16 protein-coding genes are annotated in these 18,101 nt (G+C 58.1%); all 16 read right to left on the bottom strand.

Going from position 1 to position 18,101, the window contains the following annotated elements:
* Nucleotides 1-15 precede the first annotated feature (15 nt).
* The 16 genes from DFT_RS10050 to tssF all read right to left on the bottom strand — a co-directional run bounded on the left by DFT_RS10050 (nucleotide 16) and on the right by tssF (nucleotide 18,095).
* Complete coding sequence (locus tag DFT_RS10050) at nucleotides 16-552, bottom strand: PilX N-terminal domain-containing pilus assembly protein (protein WP_054031068.1); 537 nt, start codon at nucleotides 550-552, stop codon at nucleotides 16-18.
* 49 nt (nucleotides 553-601) lie between these two features.
* Nucleotides 602-1,027 carry a prepilin-type N-terminal cleavage/methylation domain-containing protein gene (locus DFT_RS10045; RefSeq protein WP_054031067.1) on the bottom strand — a complete coding sequence of 142 codons (426 nt, stop codon included), beginning with the start codon at nucleotides 1,025-1,027 and terminating at the stop codon, nucleotides 602-604.
* 12 nt (nucleotides 1,028-1,039) lie between these two features.
* A complete protein-coding gene (locus DFT_RS10040) occupies nucleotides 1,040-1,951 on the bottom strand; it encodes a PilW family protein (RefSeq protein ID WP_054031066.1) in 912 nt (303 codons plus the stop codon).
* Complete coding sequence (locus DFT_RS10035) at nucleotides 1,938-2,405, bottom strand: GspH/FimT family pseudopilin (RefSeq protein ID WP_054031065.1); 468 nt, start codon at nucleotides 2,403-2,405, stop codon at nucleotides 1,938-1,940. The genes DFT_RS10040 and DFT_RS10035 overlap by 14 nt, the downstream gene beginning before the upstream one ends.
* Nucleotides 2,406-2,740: 335 nt before the next feature.
* Nucleotides 2,741-3,517, bottom strand: coding sequence for a hypothetical protein (locus tag DFT_RS10030; protein WP_054031064.1), 777 nt, complete (start codon nucleotides 3,515-3,517; stop codon nucleotides 2,741-2,743).
* Nucleotides 3,518-3,736: 219 nt separating this feature from the next.
* A complete protein-coding gene (locus DFT_RS10020) occupies nucleotides 3,737-5,116 on the bottom strand; it encodes a hypothetical protein (protein WP_054031062.1) in 1,380 nt (459 codons plus the stop codon).
* Complete coding sequence (locus DFT_RS10015) at nucleotides 5,116-6,069, bottom strand: hypothetical protein (RefSeq protein WP_054031061.1); 954 nt, start codon at nucleotides 6,067-6,069, stop codon at nucleotides 5,116-5,118. The genes DFT_RS10020 and DFT_RS10015 overlap by 1 nt, the downstream gene beginning before the upstream one ends.
* 104 nt (nucleotides 6,070-6,173) lie before the next feature.
* The gene (locus DFT_RS10010; protein ID WP_054031060.1) at nucleotides 6,174-7,322 is read right to left on the bottom strand and encodes a hypothetical protein; all 1,149 of its coding nucleotides are present in this window, start codon (nucleotides 7,320-7,322) and stop codon (nucleotides 6,174-6,176) included.
* Nucleotides 7,323-7,339: 17 nt separating this feature from the next.
* The gene (locus DFT_RS10005; RefSeq protein ID WP_054031059.1) at nucleotides 7,340-7,720 is read right to left on the bottom strand and encodes a DUF4150 domain-containing protein; all 381 of its coding nucleotides are present in this window, start codon (nucleotides 7,718-7,720) and stop codon (nucleotides 7,340-7,342) included.
* Between the two features lie 16 nt (nucleotides 7,721-7,736).
* Nucleotides 7,737-8,819 carry a beta-ketoacyl synthase N-terminal-like domain-containing protein gene (locus DFT_RS10000; protein WP_054031058.1) on the bottom strand — a complete coding sequence of 361 codons (1,083 nt, stop codon included), beginning with the start codon at nucleotides 8,817-8,819 and terminating at the stop codon, nucleotides 7,737-7,739.
* A 182-nt stretch (nucleotides 8,820-9,001) separates the two neighbouring features.
* Nucleotides 9,002-10,021, bottom strand: a complete 1,020-nt coding sequence (locus DFT_RS09995) for a DUF2169 family type VI secretion system accessory protein (RefSeq protein ID WP_054031057.1) — start codon at nucleotides 10,019-10,021, stop codon at nucleotides 9,002-9,004.
* An 18-nt stretch (nucleotides 10,022-10,039) separates the two neighbouring features.
* On the bottom strand, nucleotides 10,040-10,567 hold the full coding sequence (locus DFT_RS09990; protein ID WP_054031056.1) for a DUF6484 domain-containing protein: 528 nt from the start codon (nucleotides 10,565-10,567) through the stop codon (nucleotides 10,040-10,042).
* Between the two features lies 1 nt (nucleotide 10,568).
* Nucleotides 10,569-12,689: a type VI secretion system Vgr family protein gene (locus tag DFT_RS09985; protein WP_083453421.1), complete on the bottom strand. Its 2,121-nt coding sequence runs from the start codon at nucleotides 12,687-12,689 to the stop codon at nucleotides 10,569-10,571.
* Nucleotides 12,690-12,692: 3 nt separating this feature from the next.
* Nucleotides 12,693-15,311 (bottom strand): type VI secretion system ATPase TssH, encoded by a 2,619-nt coding sequence (gene tssH / locus DFT_RS09980; protein ID WP_054031054.1) that lies wholly within the window; start codon nucleotides 15,309-15,311, stop codon nucleotides 12,693-12,695.
* Nucleotides 15,312-15,357: 46 nt separating this feature from the next.
* Nucleotides 15,358-16,398, bottom strand: coding sequence for a type VI secretion system baseplate subunit TssG (gene tssG / locus DFT_RS09975; protein WP_054031053.1), 1,041 nt, complete (start codon nucleotides 16,396-16,398; stop codon nucleotides 15,358-15,360).
* Nucleotides 16,362-18,095 (bottom strand): type VI secretion system baseplate subunit TssF, encoded by a 1,734-nt coding sequence (gene tssF / locus DFT_RS09970; RefSeq protein WP_054031052.1) that lies wholly within the window; start codon nucleotides 18,093-18,095, stop codon nucleotides 16,362-16,364. The genes tssG and tssF overlap by 37 nt, the downstream gene beginning before the upstream one ends.
* Nucleotides 18,096-18,101 lie beyond the last annotated feature (6 nt).

The following is an 18,101-nucleotide window of genomic DNA, read 5'->3' as shown; positions in this document are numbered from 1 at the left end:
GGTCCTCGGCAAGGATCAATAGCGCAAATCGTACCCGATCTCGACGATGCTGTTGATACCGTACTTTTTGCATAATCCATATACCCTGTTCTGATACAGCCGGGATTGAGTTTGAATCAATGACCCGCCGGTGGCTACCCGCCACTCCACGGCGGCCAGAAAGATATCCGGATCCAGGCCACTGGCCAAGCCATTGTCTTCGCCCATGCCATCGACATCCCATCGGGCCGGATCCCGGAATTCGATCTCGCCATCTTTTATCGATTCGCTGGAATGATACCAGAAAGGAAACTGTTCGTTCTTATCTACCGCGTCCATGGCGATCAGACGCTGCAGGCCTTCCATAACGGCACCCTCTGCTCGATAAAACGTTTCGCGAGTCTCCTTCTCAGCCCTTGCGATCTTCATCTCGACCACGCTGTTGTTGATACTCGCGACGCCCAGGACCGTGACGGCCAGCAGCACCAGGAGTGTGGCGATCAACACCGATCCGTCTTCCCTGCCGCAGGACCGATATGGGCTCACGGTTGTCAGTCCTTCGTCTCTCCGCATGCAGAATTGTCTCCATCGAAGTCCATTAGACGAATGTCTATGCTTGCCTTTAGTAATCTCTTGCCTTGACATACTCATAGGTCGTCGTCGCCATGCTGCCAGCGGGTCGCATCGGCCGAATGGTGATCGCAATACGCTTGGTACCGGCCACCGGAAGATCATCCGCCACTTCCCACTGGATGGTGGCCTGACCGTCCAACACGGCAAACGGACCGTGGTCCGGATTTTCCGGATCGTATCCGTGATCCTTATCGGTCAACTGGACATCATCATAGGGTTTGCACAAGAGAGTCTCGATATGGCTGGCGGCCGAGACCGACCGATGGGTTTCCCAAAAAGCATATCGCATGGTTTTCAAGCCGATGCCCTGCATGGCAACCACAGCCAGAATTCCAATCGTGAAGATGGTCAACGCCACCATCACCTCGATGAGCGTAAACCCCTGTCTGGCGTAACATCGCGATGATGTCTTCATTTGCCTCACCACCTAAAGGTTGCGCGCGATAACGTCAGCCTCGATGACTTTGCGCATAAAACGCCCGTCGACCGGCGCGGATATCCGATCGCCGACCACCAGACGGTTCGCATCGTACCGGCCTGGAACCGGCGTACGGCTTCGAGCCAGCAACCATACCCGGACCGCCCTGATGCGGTCCACTGAGAGGGGCGGATCGATCGCGCCGCCGTCGGCCGGGTCGATACGGCCATCTCCATTGGTGTCGTCCGATGGGTCGATCACACCGTCTCCGTTGGCGTCCAGATGGGTATCGAGCCTGTTGTCGTTGTCCGAATCGACGGCCCAAACCAGATGCGTACCCCCATTCCATGTGTCAAGACGTCCGTCCTCGTCAGCATCGACACCATAAGCGAAGCCGATCTGGTGGATTGTTTCCGAAAGCGGATGGCGGCCGGCCCCATTGTCCCAGGAGAGATAGCGTCGACCGATCGCCGGGTCATGCCGGATCCGAAAACTGCAATGCTCCTGGTTTCGATCGTGATTACGGGCGTCCAGTTCACCATTTTCATCATGATCCACAGTGTAGAAGAGGGACGGTTGACCCGCATAATCCGTGCCGGTGCCTTCCAGTTCATAGCGGCGCACATCGACGATACCGAAATGGCCGCTGCCCTCGGGATCGAACCCTGCAATCCGTATCTCCTGCTCGACAAACATCAGCGCGGCACGCAGATTCTGCTGCAATTCGAGAGATAGTTTGCGGTTCCGATGTGCTTTCAACTGAGCATCGTAGACCGAATAGGCCGCCCCGATGGCGATCAGTCCGACGGCCAGTGCCATCAATACTTCCAGCAGCGTAAAGCCTCCGGATCTCTTCTTGAATCGAGCGGTCGACCCGACCTGCGTGGCGTTCGATACGTTGAATGAATTATTGCCAACCATCGCCGCTCCAACGATAAATTGAAATTCCTCCAGGGGTCATCACCCGCACACGATAAATGTCGCTCATCTGATCGTCCGCCAGATAGATCGAGCCCAGGGAAATCGCCATGCCTCTTCGGTTGAAGGTGATCGCATCGGACGCCGGTTTGCCATCCGGTCCTCGTTGAAGAAAATGAACACCACCGCGATAAGAGTCCAAATCGACACACTGCCGATTCAGCGAATTTAAATACTGGTTTTTGGAAGGTGCGTTGACTACTATCGAGCAGGTCTGTTTGCGGCTAATCGCCATCAAACGGGCCATTTGCAGGTCTCCGCGCAATTGCTCGGTGGCCAGTCCGGTGCCTTGTCGCTGAATCCAGGAATGAATAGGCGCCGCGGCAATCACGACCAGGCAGATGATGCCCAGCACCACCGACAACTCGAGCAAGGTGAACCCGTGACATTTTCTCAACGTTTCCTCGTTTCTGTGCAGGCAAATCCATGACGCAGGGAATCATGCCTGCCCGTTGAACCCGAGCAGACACATGGGCAAAAAGAATCGACTGCCTTCACTACAGATTTAATTCATTCTTTGGGCCAAAGAGTATGGCCTTCACGCATGGCGGGCAAAAATTTAGATATGCTCAAAGAATACTGCCGTTGTACAGTTTCACTCTGTCGTCACGATGTGAAGAGGACGAAGATCCGAATCGAACCGGATGGTGAACAGTTTAACTTGAGCTTGATGTGGCCTTTTATTAGAGAGCTCAAAGGCCGATGTCAAGCTAAAAATTCACAACTGCCGATTTACTTCAGTTTAATATGGTACATTTGCGCCTCGCTCTCCTCGGAAAAAGCGCCGAAGAGAATGGCAGACGGCGCGCCTTCCACCTTGACGAAATAAGAACGGTCAACGGTGATGCCGTTACGAACGGACCATGCCGTATATCGCTTGCCGATGAATTCGATGTGAAGCCCTTGCATGGGATAGTTGAGCGTGCTTGTTTTGGGAAGGCCGCCGGCCGGTCCCACAGCCTGAAACTTGATCTCCCCTTCGTCCACCCCGAAGATGATACCCAGCCATTCGCCTTCAGCGGGATGAACCTCGAACCACTGGCCGAACTGGGGATTGCCGACCATGTCCAGATAATATTCTGATTTTAAATCAGGCACTTGAAGATGGGCTTTGGCAACGAGCTTGGCCGGTGTAGCCGCATCGGTTGCGGAGAGCACGATGGCATGTTGAAAAGGCGTGGGCAGCATTTGGGCGGACATCAAGTCGCCGGCGGTCTGCAGCACGACAATCGGGAAACCCTTACCCCTTTTGGCCTGCAGGCAGAGGGCCAGCAGCGACAGGCCGTAACGGGTATCCGGCTGGATAAACGCCTTTGGCGGACCCATGATGGCCCAAAAAGCGGTCTGCGGTTGACACAGTTCGTCCTTTGGGGCCAGCCAGCCCATATCCTGAAGATCGTCTTTCCAGACATGTCCGGTGCAGGCCAATCCGTAGGTCTGCATCTTTTTCATCATGACTTTTGCAGCCTGCTCGTCGCCTCCCAGGGCGGTCAACCCAAATGACTTCATTTTAAGTCCCTTCCATACTATTGTTGGGTCAAAAAGTATAACCCGATCAATAATGTACCGACCAGGCCGAAGACAACCCCCAACCGCTTCCGTATTCTGGATGCCAGGGGTCTATCCATGGTGGTGAACACAGCTGAAAGATAAAAGAAAACGCCCAGACCGGCAAACAGGCCGCCTATGAGAAGAACGACATGGGTCGTCACCGCATCATCCCCCACCTCAAACAAGCTTCTTGCCGGCGAAATACCAATGACCGGCCTCGAATTCCGAAGCTCCGGACCCGCATAACGATGACATGCGGTCGAGCGCAGCGTTCTGGTCACGCACCGTCATGTCCGTTTCGAAGGCCACATCGATGCCGTAACGAATCACCAGTTCTTCGGCGGCCAATCGCCTCACAAATGGTGAACTTCGTTCGGATTTCAGACTGTCTATCAATGCGGCCGGGCCATAGGGTTGCCCGTTGCGGTAGCATATGCCCGATTGAAACGCCGAACGGTGCGTCCGCCACCACCCCTGCCAGGCCTCCTTGGTGTTTGAGAGCCTGGTGACGGTCTCTCCGGCGGATGGATCCGGCGCAGCATTGACGCCATCTCTACCCTTCGATGTCAGTTCGTCATCAAAAAGTTCATCCGGATCGACCGTTTCGGGAACGAACGTCTCTTCGAACAGGTATGCCCCGGTAATGAGATTGAGCGCCAATGCCGCTGCGTCGCCGTGTTCCTTATCGCCCGCGAGAGATAGGAGCGGCGGTACAGCCGTCGGATCGCCGAGGACCCCTAATGCAATGGCCAGATCCGCAGTTTGCGTGCCGCCGTCCAGGCAGCGGATTAAATGGCCGCATTGTTCTTTCCCTCCCGAAAACATCAGCTTGAACAGTTGCGGCATCCCAAGGGACCCGGTCTCGTGTTTTCCGACGGCAGGCAAGGCCTCCAACGGATCGCCCATTCTCAATAGCGCCAGTGCTGCTGCCGTGCTTTGACTTGCATCCGGTTCCTCCAGACAGGCGTTCAGCGACCCTTGTGCCGATCTTGCCTTGAGGCGGCCGAGAGACCAGATCAGCGGATAACGAAGATCGTGGGAGCACAAGGGGAAGAATTTTATCAAAAGTTCTTCGAACGGCAGGCGTTGAAATCCGATGAGTTTGGTCAGCACGGACAGACTCGCGTCGGTCTTCTCTTCGAATATTCTTGGCAATTCAGGGCGCCACGCCGCCGGCCATTCTTGTTTGAGGCCATTGCGCAGCGCCAGGACCGATTCGTCATCGTGAAGGTCCAATGTTTCCATCGCCCGTGCGACCCGATCAACCCGATCCTGCCGGCAAAAAATCCTGACCGCTGCGTGCTTCTCGCCGGGTTCGCCTTCGGCCACAGCATTCAAAAACATCTCCTCGGCGGTCTGATGGCCGACAAAGAGGCCGTCCAGGTGGGCCTCCAGCCGTTCTTCCAGATGCTGGAGATCTGTCCAGGCGACGCCTTCATCATGCAGCAGTACCCCGCGCTGATCGTAGAGGAAAGCGGCCTCCTCCAAATGCTCGGCATATAGCGCGCGGCTGAAACGCAGGCGTGCTTCGTTGACGTCGGAGAGGGTCATCACCATTATCTTCCGGCCGCCTCGACGGCGTGTTTGAAATAGACGATTCCCGCGCCGGACTGGTTTTCGTTCTCGATCAGCGCGCCGTAAACACCTGCGCCGGAATCGACGAGGGTCGGATGGGTGAAAAGACGGTCACCGCTGCCGATCTCCGACAACGGAGCGAATTGAAGCGGTTCATCCTGCACGGATCCCTTGAAAAGCGTGACGCCGCGCTCCGTCACCGCCAGCAAATAAATCGCGTCCCCGTGCAGGCAGGCATCGAAATCGTAGCAGACCGCATTTTCCGGCAGCGCCGGATGCACCTCCTTCATGCCGTAATCCGCGCTCAACCGCGTGGCGTGTAATCTGCCCGGCAGCCGGTCGGATCTCGTCGTTCCCGGGATCAGCCGCTTGAACAGGAGAAAGCTTTCCCGGGCGGTTTCCAGAAGAAGGCCTTCGACCCCATCGGTGAGTGTTCGAAGTTCCCCGAATGACCCATCCTGCTCCCTGGCGAAAACAACAATCTCCTTTTTGTCTCTCGAGGCCACTATCCTTTCTCCTTGCGGCGCCTTGGCGCTGCGCACAAAATGCGGATAGTGAAAACTGCCGAAAGGAACTTGGCTTGAAACGGTTATCGTGTCTCCGGCCGGGGTCGCCAGCAGCAAGGCATTGACGGCACCGCCATTATACTCATAGACAACCGTCCACTGGCCATCGGGATTCTGCGATGCCTCCCAGTGCGCCGGAGAGGGAAGCAACAGCCCGATGTCGAACAAGGCCTCCGGCTCAGACAGCGCCGGCGCCAGCGCCATCTTGCGCAGCGTGATTCGATACGGTGGAAACCCGCTCGCGGCCTGGTGCTGTGAGGATGCGATCAGGGCTACGCCCGTGTCCAAGGCTACCAGGTGGATGCCGTTGAGGGTGCCTGCATCCTCTATTTCGAGCGGCGTGGGTGTCGGATCGATACGATGCTTCATGGGTGTACTCCATAGGCAACAAGCGGTTAGGCTCCCCGCCAGAAAGATTGCGACAAGAGCGATCATCCGGGTCAGGCGTTGGCCGGCCATCTTACATGCACCTCTTAAATCGGGTGAAATTCAAGAATATTCCCTGCCCCGAATGCGGCCCTCTTCCCGGCTCCATTGCTGGATTGCTGAAACAGGCCGTCGATAGCCCCCTCCTCCCATTTTTCCTGATCGTCGAATGGCCCGCCACCGTAGGAGGGATCATAGTATTTACCCCCGTATGCCACGATAAAGTGGTTGAAAAAGGCTGGGGGTGGATTTGGATTCCGCTGTCCGGCGATTCCCGGCAATTTGACACACTCCGTGTACATCCGATATCTGAAAGGCGATGCCAGGGATCCCAAGCCCTTGAACATCCAGTTTTTCACCAGAAATCCGACTTGTGCGGCCTGCCACTCGGCCACGCTGCGCACGACGATGATCTTGCGGCCCCCCAGGATGCCATGCACCTTGTACATGTCGAGTAAAAACTCGGACCAGGAGCCGCATTGTCCGCTGCCATCCCCCCGGGCCAGCAATTCCCGGGTATTGGTCGCATTGGTCGTTCGCGGATTCCAGTAGGTCAATCCCTGACCGTCCCGTTTGCGTATCAGGGAACGACCGCTGAAGGGCGCGAAGACCTTTTTAACCACACCCGCTTCCGTCCGCTCCCCATGGGCGGCCCGGCATGAGATGTCGAGCAGGGTCCAGTAGGCCGGTGTTCCCGAGGGATCGGCCAGTGTGACATAGAAAACGTGCCGGCTGTCACCGACCGAAATCCAGCCCTGGTTGGCAGGGTTGATCTCCCAGGCGATGATCAAGGGATCGTAGCAGGCCACATGATCGGGAAGATTGGCGGAACTCGTCATGACTGGGCTGACGATGGTCTTGTCCGCCGGCTGGACCGTCACGCTGGCCCGCCATTCCAGGGTAGCCCCCCCGATCTTGCACTGCCCGCCGATCTCGACGGACTCCGCGGCGGTGGGCGCCCTCACCACGCTGAAGGTGGCTTTCAGTTTCGGTGGTGTGTTGCGGGTGTAGCATATCGGCGCCTGCCTGGCCTGGTCCCGTTTGCGCTGCCATTCCGGTTTGGCAAAATCTCCGGTGGTGTCCTTTTCCACCACATGGCCGTCGGAGAACTCGATCTCCTTCAGCTGCAGCAAGGTATGGTGCGCTTCCGAAGCCAGCTTTTCGAACATGGCGATTTTTTCTTTGATGTCGGTCATCGTCGCTCAGAGAGGGCTTACCCCATAATGTTCTTCTTGTTGTGAAACAACGGATCTCCCATTCGGCATACATTCTTGCCTTCGAACTTCACGTCAAACGAGTAAATCATGAATTCCGCCTCCCCTTTCGTACTGCTGCTGACGACGCCCCCCGCCGTTCCGGCCTCATCTCCGGTGGTCAGGCCGTATTTGGCGCCTTTGACCATAGGCATCTGACCGTCGGTTTTCACCTTGATCGGCCCTCCGCTGGTATCGGAAGATTTACCGATATTGGGATAGGGAATGGGAACCGGTCCGCTGGGAGTAGGGGTCTTGCAGACATCGGGAAAAACCACGCTCACCCCCCCGCTGCCCTTGTGAACGATGCCCCTCGAATTGGCGAAAGTCGTCTGTCCCATGCGCATCTCCTCCCGATCATCTTTCTTCCAGGCGGGCCACCAGGGCCGCGGCCCGTTCGCCGCCGTCCGAAGCGCCGTAGACCAGCGCCGGGCCCGGCAGGTAGCCTTTCTGCATACCGATGGCCGCCAACGCAACCATTCCCGGGCCGCATGCAGCGCCCATGTCTCCGAAGCAGTCCGCCGGGTGCTCGAAGCGGGCTCCCGGATCGAGATAGTCACGGCACCTCACGGCCGCCACGCCCCACTCCTTGGCCCAGTAGTACTCCCCGTTCATGCTGGAAAAGACGCATCGGGGACGGTCCAGATGAACCGGTACGGCGCCTAGCAGGGCATCTACCGTGGCTGCCAGGCCTTCGCCGCGATAGGGCGCCTCGCTGAAAAGATGGCCCTCTTCGAAGCCAACGGCCGTCGATTCGACGGTGCAAATCACCGGCCATTGACGGACCCGGGCGTTTCTCAGGGAGGTCACCAGCAGAAAACCGGCCCCTTCACCGGGGATGAAACCATCCAGATTGGCAGGGGATTTGATTCTCGCTGCCCGATCGAGCCGGCCCATGAGCACCAGATCCTTGTAGGTGTCCACCGCGCCCACCAGCAAGGCTTCGGCCTGGCCGGCGCGCAGCACCTTACAGGCGTGATGCAGGGCGGTCAGTCCGGACGCTCGGCCCGTTTCGAACACACGACTGTTCACCGTGTCGATGGGCACCGGGGATGGGTCGCTCAAACGTGCCAGCCAGGGTTCGGCACCGCAAGGCGGGCTCTCCTTTTCCGGCCATCCAAGCATCAGCGCTACGGCTTCTTCAACGCCCTGGATCTGTTCCAGGGCCATTTGCGCCAGACCGAGCATCCGATAGGCTCGATCGTCCAAACCCTCGGACCGATCCCGCCCGGAAATGGGTGGCAGGCAGTCATCGGGCAAGAAGGCGGCTACGAACGGGTGGGCCACCTTGTCCATCCAGTCAAGCTCGTAAAATCCCGAAATGCCGGCCCGAACCGACGCACAGGTCTGAAGGCCATCCAGCCCCACGGCCGTGGTCACGCCGATCTGAACGATGACGATGACCTCGTCAGCGGCCGTATTCTTTCCGTGTTCGGACATAACCCACTTAAATAGTTATTTATTAAAAATTTGATCGCTATGTAAAAAGCCGCTGTCGGACAGCGCCGTAACAAGTTCAAAATCAAGGCGCGCGAAATTCCGTGTCCTGAGGCATACTTGTCGTACGCCGCAAGGACGACGGGGATGAGCACAACGCAGATATTGGGCTTTTTACGGTGGCGTCAAAATTTCAGACGGTTCACCGTCAAACGAACCTCCTCAACCTGCAAACTCCGTTTGTCACAGGGCGCCTTTCCGCGCCACAACAGGGCAAACCGCGAACGGCCCGGCTCCAGCAGCAGGGTTTCGATGGTCAAAGGCATCGCGGAGGTGCGTCCGGCAATGGTCACCCGTGCGTCCATGTCACACACCGGCAACTGGAACCTCAGCGACCCCCCGGGGCACATGTTCAACACGTTGACCGGTTCCCCCCCCTTCAAAAAGCCGCGACAGGTCAGATCAGGATGTGCGGCATTGAAAAAACGGGCATCGAAATCGTCAGGCAAAAAAGGCGCCCGGCGCTTCACCCATCCTTCGTCATAGGTACCGGCATACTTTCGGCGCGGCATCCATGACGGGGCGACAAAACCGAAACAGGCCGGAGCTGAGGTGTCGCCTGGATGCCGGATGCGCTGACGGGGATGTTCCAGGTTGGGCAACGGCCTGCCTTTGATCTCTGCCTTTTTACGCCCGGCATTGAGCCCTGCGCCCACCGGATTGCGCGGTTCGACAAACCTTCGCCCTGAGCCGCTGTCGGATTCTATGGTGCCGCCGAACGCCTGCTCATAGACCAGGGGCATCCGCACGAAGGGCCGGGGCGCAGAAGCGGCGAGCCCAACGAGGCCGCTTTCCCAATACCGGTCTCCGAAAACACGAATGGTCTTCAGCCGGTCGGCCACGGCGACCGCCACGACAAGATGGGTCACCGGTGTTTCATCGGGAGCGCACGCCTCCCCCACGGCGACGATGTCCGTTGCGGGTTTGGGAAGATGAATCTCGGAAGCATATTTCAAGCTCGACACGCCCGGCTCCCCCCAGTAAACGTCGGCCTCGACCAGATCGTCCTGCCGTTCGGCCACCGAGACACCCTCGCCGACCTCGAAGGTGGCCTTGACGGTAAGGATCACGTGATCCACACCTCGCTCATCGGCAAGCAGGGTCATATTGGCGCAAAAGGGCGTCTCGTTTTCAAGTTGCAGCATGCCCGAACCATTTCCTTGTCAATTGATGCTGACGGCCGCGCCCTTGATCTTTTGAATCCCCTTGGCGCGGCTGACGATTCGGGTCCCCTTGATCACGATGCTGCCGTCGTGTTTCACCAGGATGGAACCCTCTCCGCATTTCAGCAGCAACTCCTGAGCCGCCTCGATCACCACCTGCCGGCCGTCGACCCGTATCTCGTCAGGGCTGCGCCGGTCCAGTTCGAGCGCTATCTGTTGCGCCGGGGCCTGGGCCGCCTTGTCCGAAAGGCAGCCCACGACGATGGGCCGCCGCCGGTCTCCCCTTTCGAAGAGAATCAACACCTCGCGGCCCACATCTTGTATGGATATGCTGGCAGTGGTCACGGCGCGCAACGGCTGCCCGGGATGGTCCTCGAAATCGACCCAGATCGCTCCGTCTGCCGTCACCGCGGTGATGCGCCCGATGATGGTATCCCTGTTCCCGGCGGGCCATGAACCGCTCGCGTCGCTATCCTTCTCCTTTCTGTCGTGGCCGCGTTCCAGAAGATGCAGACGCTTTTCAGCCATATCAATTCTCCTTGATTTTACTTCCTTTGATGGTGACATCGCCGGATCCCTGGATATTGATTTTCTTCCCCTTGATGGTGATATCGCCGTTTTTCTTGAGGGTGATCGACGCAGCCCCCACTTTGATGGTCAACTGGTCCCCGATGTCCATGACGCCATTGTTGGATACCGTCAATGCATAGTCGTCTCCGGCCTTCATATTCATGGACCCGCCTGAATTCAGGACGAACTCGTCTCCGATGGTTTCGACCATGCTCTTGCCGACATCCACGGATTTGTTGCCGCCGACCACTTCGCTGCTGTGGGCCCCCACGGCCACGCTCTTGGCAGCGCCGACCTGCTCGGTCTTGGCGCCGCCGACGGTCTCGTTCATGGCCCCGCCGACGGTGGCTTGATAGGCACCGCCAATGGAGAGCGATTTGGCCAGGCCGATGGACTCGCTCATGTTCTGGGCCACACCGACGCTCATACTGCCGCCCACCGTCTCGGTATGATGCTGCCCCACGGTGATTTGTTGATTCTTGCCTACGGTTTTGGTGCGGTCGTTGCCCACCGACAGGCTTTCATTATAACCGATGGTCTGCGACTTGTTGCTGTTGATGGCGATGGTCCAATCTTTCTGGCCGTGCAGGTAAATCTCTTCATTGCCCTTCTTGTCTTCGAAACGGATTTCGTTGGAACCATTGCCCTTCTTGTACGTATTGGACTTTATCGTGCTTTTGGTCTTCTCTGCCGGCAGTGCATACGGGGGCGTATTGGTGCCATGATAGACCCGTCCGGTGATGATGGGCCGGTCCGGATCGCCTTCGATGAAATCGACAATCACCTCCTGACCGACCCTGGGAATGAACATGGCACCCCAGCCGGCGCCGGCCCATTGCTGGCTCACGCGAATCCAGCACGAACTGTTTTCATTCCTTTTGCCGACGCGATCCCAATGAAATTGTACTTTGACCCGGCCGTGGCGGTCCGTATAAATCTCCTCTTCGTCCGGACCCGTGACGATGGCGGTCTGCACCCCTTCGATCACAGGCTTGGCATAGACGGCCTCGGGTCGGATGGTCACTTCCGACGGCACTGCCAGAAAGCGGTTTTCATAGTGGGTCGATGACTCCGTTTCGGCCATCTCTTCAAGCACCTGGGCTTGCGCGCCCGTGTGGGTGACCCCCACCAGTAAATAGGCCTGGTTCAGGCGCTCCATGGCGTGCCCGGCCAGTTTGAAGGTAAAACCCGGCACGAAGCGGCAAACCGTGCCTTTTCCCTCGGCCGTCTCCTTGAACATCACGGCCTGCTGCAGCCGCACTTGGGCATAGTGGCGACCCTGTTCCGGGGTGTCGAATTCACCCGGATAATCGTAAATTTCCAGATGCCGATGCTCAACGTCCGAATTCTCGGCGCTCAGAGTCAGGGAAGGCTTTTCGAAGTTAAAATCCTTCGTGGCATACTGACCCGATCGGATTTGCCGGCTCACCTGAAGCTCCTGTATGGCCTCTTCATCGGCGACCAGGCCGGCGCCTGGGTGAACTGTCACCTGCTCATTGCCCCCAATGGGTTGGTAGTTGACCGTACCATCTCCGAACACCAGCCGGTGATTTTCGTTCGAATGCTCGAAGAAGTAGAATATCCCCTCCTCTGCGAGAAGGCGCGATATAAACGCCCAATCACTTTCGCGATATTGAACGCAATAGTCCCGCGCGGCGTAAGTCCCCTTCAATCGGAACGTGAACAGATCGCCTGCCACGCCGCCGTCATCGAGAACCTTTTTGACGATATCGGGAACGCTTTGATTCTGAAAGATGCGGCAATCCCGCCGCAGCGTGAGCAAATGGACCTGGGGGACCAGATGGGCTTCGTAGAGAAAAAATCGCCCCCTGGTGCCGATCAGCATGAAACGGTGCACCAGTCCGTTCAAATGGCGATCCCCATCCGGACCTTCGACGGTCAGCAGGGCGGTTTTACCGATGATATCCTCGAAACCATACTCCTGTTCCGAAACCAGTTTGATGTTGCCTTCGAACAGCTCGGAGATGCGCTCGCGCACCTTGAATTCATATACGCTCAGCTCATTGCCATCAGCAAAAAAGGTGAAGCGGGGCGCATTCGCCATTAATTGGACAGCCATCCATCATCCTCCAAAGGTGACGGTAAACCCGCCGCTGTCGTCCAGGTCGAGGCGAACCTGGGCCGGCATCTCACCGGTCGTCATGTAGGTCAGAATCTCCTGTGACATGCGTGGCATGACGGTGCCGTTCATGATGTAGTCGATATTGCGGGCACCGGTCTCCACCTCGGTGCATCGGGCGGCGATCTGGTCCACGACGGCCTGGGCGTAGTGCATCTCGATCCGGTGGGTTTGATGCATGCGGCGGACCAACTTGTTCAGTTTGAGCTCGACGATATCCTTGAGAATATCGGGGGGCAGTATCTTGAAGGGGACCACGTTCATGCGGGCCAGGAGCGCCGGCTTGAAGTATTGGCTGAGGATGGGACGAATGGCCGAGCTGATCACCTCCAGGGGCGGCACCTCTTCACCTGCGCACATTTCGGTCACCACGTCCGTGGCCAGGTTGCTGGTGAGAAAAATGGCGGTATTCTTGAAATCGATCTCGCGCCCCTCGCCGTCGGCCAGCATGCCTTTGTCGAACACCTGGTAAAAGAGATTGAGCACTTCGGGATGCCCTTTTTCCACCTCATCCAGCAGCACCACCGAGTATGGACGCTGACGCACCGCCTCGCTCAACACCCCCCCTTCCCCGTAGCCGACATAGCCCGGCGGGGAACCGATCAGCCGACTGACCGTGTGCTTTTCCTGGAATTCGCTCATATTGATCGAGACCATGAAGCTCTCGCCCCCGAACAGCAGGTCCGCGACCGCCAGACCCGTCTCGGTTTTGCCGACCCCGCTGGGCCCCACCAGAAGAAAGACCCCTAAGGGTTGATGGGGGTCTTTCAGACCCGATTTGGCCGCCTTGATCGTCTGGGCGATGATGCCAAGGGCCTGGTCCTGCCCCTTGATGCGCTGTCGCAGGTTCTCTTCCAGCTTGATGATGTTGCGCGCCTCGTCGCGCATCACCTTACCCAATGGGATGCCGGTCCAGTCGGACACGACCTTGGCCACAACATCCGGATCCACTTCGGTACGGACCAGAGGAGAATCCCCTTGCAGTTGCGCCAAATCGGCCGTGCTTTGGCGCAGCTCCTCCTTGACGGCCTCGATATTTTCACCGGCCTGGGCCGCCTCCGCAAGCCGCTCGCGGATCTCGATGACCTTCCGGGCCAGGGCCTGTTCCTCGAGCCATCGCCGGCGGGTCTCTTCGAGTGTCGTCTCCAGCTGTTCCCGCTCCTGGTTCAAGGCCGCCTGCCGCTCCGCATCCACGGCAAGGCCATGCTGCTCATCGCGGGCAATGGCCTTCATCTCCCGTGTCAGGGCCTGGATACGGCGCTCCAGATCTTCCACGATATCCGGCTTTGCGCTGAGGAGAATCTTGACACGGGCCGCGCTGGTATCGAGCAGGTCCACGGCCTTGTCCGGCAACTGGCGGCCGGAGATATAACGGCTGGACATTTCCGCCGCCGCAGCGATGGCATCGTCGCGCACCACCACATGGTGCGCGTTTTCGTACTTTTCTTTCAATCCTCTCAAAATCAACTTGGCCGTATCCTCCGACGGTTCGTCCAACTTGACCAGCTGGAATCGCCGCGCCAGCGCCGCGTCCTTTTCAAAGTACTTCTTATACTCCGACCAGGTGGTGGCCGCCACGGTGCGCAACTCACCCCGCGCCAGAGCCGGTTTAAGCAGGTTGGCCGCATCGCTCATGCCGGCCTGCCCGCCGGCCCCGATCAGGGTGTGAGCCTCATCGATAAACAGGATGATCGGCTTTTCGGAGGATTTGATTTCATTGATCACCGACTTGAGTCGATTTTCGAATTCTCCTTTCATGCCTGCCCCGGCCTGCAGCAGGCCCATATCGAGACCGATAATGGCCACATCGCTGAGCAGTTCAGGTACGTCCCCCTCGACCACTCGCAGGGCCAACCCTTCGACCACGGCCGTCTTACCCACCCCGGCCTCGCCGACGACGATGGGATTGTTCTTGCGCCGCCGGGCCAGGATATCCACCATTTGTCGGATCTCCCGGTCACGTCCAAACACCGGGTCGATCTCCCCCGCGGCGGCCTTGGCCGTAAAATCCACGCAGAAACGCTTGAGGGCCGTCGCCTCTCCCGGCGCCGCAGCCTCGCCCTCCACTTCCGAGGTCCTCACGGCCTTTTCAGACGAACCTTTCACCATGTCCCAGAAACCAGCCAAAACGGCGTCGCGACCGACTCCCCTGATCAGATCCACGTAAGCGCCGCTGCCGAACTGGTGGGGGCGATTGAGAAATGCCAGCAAAAGGGCGCCGGAACGAATCCGTGCCTCGTCCAGATCCACTGAGGCGGTCAGCCACGCATCCTGGAGCCACTCGAGCAGCAGCGGTGAAAACACCGGCTTGGCCGCATTGCCGGTCTTGAAATCTTCCAGGCTGTCGGACAGTGCCTTGCGTAGTTGTCCGCCATCGATATTCTGATGTCTGAGAATAAGCGGCAAGTCGGCCTGCTGATCCTCGAGCAGTTTGAGCATCATGTGCTCCACCGTCACCTCGTAATGGGTGCGCGACACGCATAGCCCGGCAGCGCTCTCCAGGGCACCGGTGCAATAACCGTTCATTCGGCGAAGCAGCGCTTTGATGTCCACTGAAATCATATGCCATCCTCCTTGATGTGCTTGAAATATCGGTATGGGATCTGGTTCAAGCGCGCTGAACGTTAAAGCGCGTGCGCACCTCTCCAAGATGTGGCGTCGAAAACACCCAGGTGGTCACTCCCAACACGGACCTCACCGGATTGCCCAACGCCGTGGTTTTGGCCTGGTGAGCGCCAAGGATCAGCTCCACCTCATACGCCAGGGGATCGGCCAGATAGCTTTCCGTGAATGCAGTCAACAGGTTGTGGTTTTCCTTGCCCGGGGTAAATTTCAAAAACTCCGCCTGCGCCAAGGGGCCGATCTGAATCCGGAATTTGCCCATGCGATCATCGATTTCCTGGCCCACGTAGCTGTCTATCCCCAGCCGTCCTCCCGATTGGCCGAGGCACATCCGCTGGGACGCTGGGATAACGGCCTTGCGCAACACGCACGGCACGACCGTCAGCGTAATGCCGGGAAACACATCCCGAAGCAGCGCGCCCAATCCCTCCGCCGATCTGGGAAACTGTGTAAAGAGTCCGATGTAGCGCAACAGGCGGAAATCTCCGCCCGGCAAGCCATGGGATTGGCGCAGCGGTTCAGGCCCGAGGCCCAATAGACAATAGAGCCGCTCGATATATCGGGCGTCTTTGGTTTCGGCGACGTTCAGATACTGACGATACTTCAACCATCCCTCATACAGGAGGTCATAGAGGCGCTGATTGAAGATATCGATGAATTCCCTGGAAACCGATTCGTCCTGGGCCGCTTCGGCCAGCAGATCTTCGGTGTAAAAGGTCGGCAGCGGTGATGCGCAGCCGTACAGCCCTAAAAAATTTGCTGTGACACGAAAATGATCGTCCTCCTCGACCCGTTCGATCGTCTCGAGGTCCGAGGAGGGAAATGACAGCGAGAGGTTGGGCCTGACGCGGATCCTGCCGACGCGGTGTGCTTCCTCCGTGGAAGCCTCTTCGCGGGTGAGGTGGCGAAGCAGGCGTATGGCCTGGAAGAATGAATAACCGCCCGCCTGGGTCGTCAGCGCCTGGGAGATCGGGTTGCCGGGGACCGGCGTTAAATCAGCGGATGTTCTCCGATGCGCGGCGGCCATTGATAGACCTCTCCTTTCAAGGCCTCTCTGACGACGAGTTGCGTAAAGGTGTTCAGGGATGCGTACAATCCCAGAAAATGGTCGAGTACCGAACCAAAAAGAAACAGATCCCCAATGCCGGCGAAGTGGTCCTGGCGCAAACCCAGATGAATCTCGCGACCGCGCATGATGACCCGATTCACCAACCTGTCGGCCGTGCGGGTCGACACGCTTTCGATGCCGGCCACTTTCTTCTGATTGGCCAGAAAGGCCGGGCGGTCCCGGCTTTCTTCAAAATTGTACAGCTCGAGCAGGGCCTTGAGATTCGGTGCGCTGGCCAATGAACGATAATTCAAGCACAAATGCGACAGCAGCTTCCAGTGCAGATTGCGTCCCAGTTGGGGCACGATCGTCGATGTGGGCGGCCTGATGTTTTGAAATTCGACGAATTCAGGGGTGCTGCTGGTGGCGTAGCGGATATCACCGGTTTGCAGCCCTTCCGGCAGAAGCCCGTTCGTGCACTGCAGATCCACGGACAATGTTTCTATCGGCGGTTCACCGGTTCCGGGGGGATAGGCCACCGACAGGTAAAAATCAAAGCCCTGGCGCACCGGCGACTGACGGATGTTGACATGAAATGTGGGATCGGCTTCAGGATTGGGTGAAAACATTTCGAAAGGTCGGTAGCTGCGTTCCTGGGCTGTGCCCTGTATGTATCCGGTCACGCTGTCGATGGCATACGCCTGATAATTGCGATCGTTGCTTCCCGCCGGTCTCACCAGATATTCGCTTTTGCGATGATCGAGCCGGATCGGGTCTGCATCGTGGGGAAACAAATTGATCGCAGGGGTTGCCGCAAGAGCAAAGTTTTCCTTTCGAATCCTGGGCGCGGCAAATGGCAGGCCCTCGAGCTCGAAGCGAATGTCAAAGCGGTCGCCGCCGCCCCGCTGGCGCCAGGCCCCAACCCCGTCGATATCTAAAAAAAGAAACTTTTCCGGCAGAATAAAATACTCCTGGATGATTCGATACCCGGAGAAGGATTGCGCCGGGTACGGCAGCAAGGCATCCTTTGCCCCGAAACCGGCCGGTTTGAGATGTTCCGCTGAAAGGGTGCACGTCTCCCCGCCGCCGGTCGGAACTAAGACGATGCGTTTCAAATGGCGAGCCAGCAGAAGATAGATGTCGGCGGCCTGCCTCGGGTCTCCGGCCAGATGGAACCGCAGGGTGTTGGGCTGCCATTCGGAGAGCCGCGTGCCTTGCAGTGACAATGCCAGACGAATGACCGGCGGTTGACCGGGCTTCTCTTCCAGTTGCGCCTTTTCCAGCACCAGCGGATGGACATCCACATCATAGCAGGTCTGGAAATAGCACAGGGTGCCATCCACCGGTTCGGATGCCAGCTGTACCCCCCTGGGCACATGAACGGTCTGCTTCAAGCCGGCCTTGGGAGAAAAATTGACGATGGTCGTCGATGGTATGGGACGCAGGTAGTGCGGCCAGATCAGCTGGAAAAGCTCCTGGATGATTTCGGGGAAGTCATCGTCCAGACGTTGCCGCAGCATGGCGGTCAAAAAAGCGACCCCCTCCATCAACCGTTCGGTGTCCGGATCGGTGGACATACCATTGAGCATCGGCGCCACCGCCGGATGACGGCGTGAAAATTCGGCGCCCAATTCTCTCAGGTTGGCCAGCTCGTTTTGGAAGTATTGATTGAACATTCCCGA

It is taken from the genome of Desulfatitalea tepidiphila (assembly GCF_001293685.1).
GTDB lineage: Bacteria > Desulfobacterota > Desulfobacteria > Desulfobacterales > Desulfosarcinaceae > Desulfatitalea > Desulfatitalea tepidiphila.
This window is presented reverse-complemented; position numbering and strand designations above follow the sequence as displayed.

Excerpts from the sequence above, each read along its gene's own strand:
- DFT_RS10050 (WP_054031068.1), bottom strand. The coding sequence starts at position 552 with ATGCGGAGAGACGAAGGACTGACAACCGTGAGCCCATATCGGTCCTGC.
- DFT_RS10045 (WP_054031067.1), bottom strand. The coding sequence starts at position 1,027 with ATGAAGACATCATCGCGATGTTACGCCAGACAGGGGTTTACGCTCATC.
- DFT_RS10040 (WP_054031066.1), bottom strand. The coding sequence starts at position 1,951 with ATGGTTGGCAATAATTCATTCAACGTATCGAACGCCACGCAGGTCGGG.
- DFT_RS10030 (WP_054031064.1), bottom strand. The coding sequence starts at position 3,517 with ATGAAGTCATTTGGGTTGACCGCCCTGGGAGGCGACGAGCAGGCTGCA.
- DFT_RS10020 (WP_054031062.1), bottom strand. The coding sequence starts at position 5,116 with ATGGTGATGACCCTCTCCGACGTCAACGAAGCACGCCTGCGTTTCAGC.
- DFT_RS10015 (WP_054031061.1), bottom strand. The coding sequence starts at position 6,069 with ATGAAGCATCGTATCGATCCGACACCCACGCCGCTCGAAATAGAGGAT.
- DFT_RS10010 (WP_054031060.1), bottom strand. The coding sequence starts at position 7,322 with ATGACCGACATCAAAGAAAAAATCGCCATGTTCGAAAAGCTGGCTTCG.
- DFT_RS10005 (WP_054031059.1), bottom strand. The coding sequence starts at position 7,720 with ATGGGACAGACGACTTTCGCCAATTCGAGGGGCATCGTTCACAAGGGC.
- DFT_RS10000 (WP_054031058.1), bottom strand. The coding sequence starts at position 8,819 with ATGTCCGAACACGGAAAGAATACGGCCGCTGACGAGGTCATCGTCATC.
- DFT_RS09995 (WP_054031057.1), bottom strand. The coding sequence starts at position 10,021 with ATGCTGCAACTTGAAAACGAGACGCCCTTTTGCGCCAATATGACCCTG.
- DFT_RS09990 (WP_054031056.1), bottom strand. The coding sequence starts at position 10,567 with ATGGCTGAAAAGCGTCTGCATCTTCTGGAACGCGGCCACGACAGAAAG.
- DFT_RS09985 (WP_083453421.1), bottom strand. The coding sequence starts at position 12,689 with ATGGCTGTCCAATTAATGGCGAATGCGCCCCGCTTCACCTTTTTTGCT.
- tssH (WP_054031054.1), bottom strand. The coding sequence starts at position 15,311 with ATGATTTCAGTGGACATCAAAGCGCTGCTTCGCCGAATGAACGGTTAT.
- tssG (WP_054031053.1), bottom strand. The coding sequence starts at position 16,398 with ATGGCCGCCGCGCATCGGAGAACATCCGCTGATTTAACGCCGGTCCCC.
- tssF (WP_054031052.1), bottom strand. The coding sequence starts at position 18,095 with ATGTTCAATCAATACTTCCAAAACGAGCTGGCCAACCTGAGAGAATTG.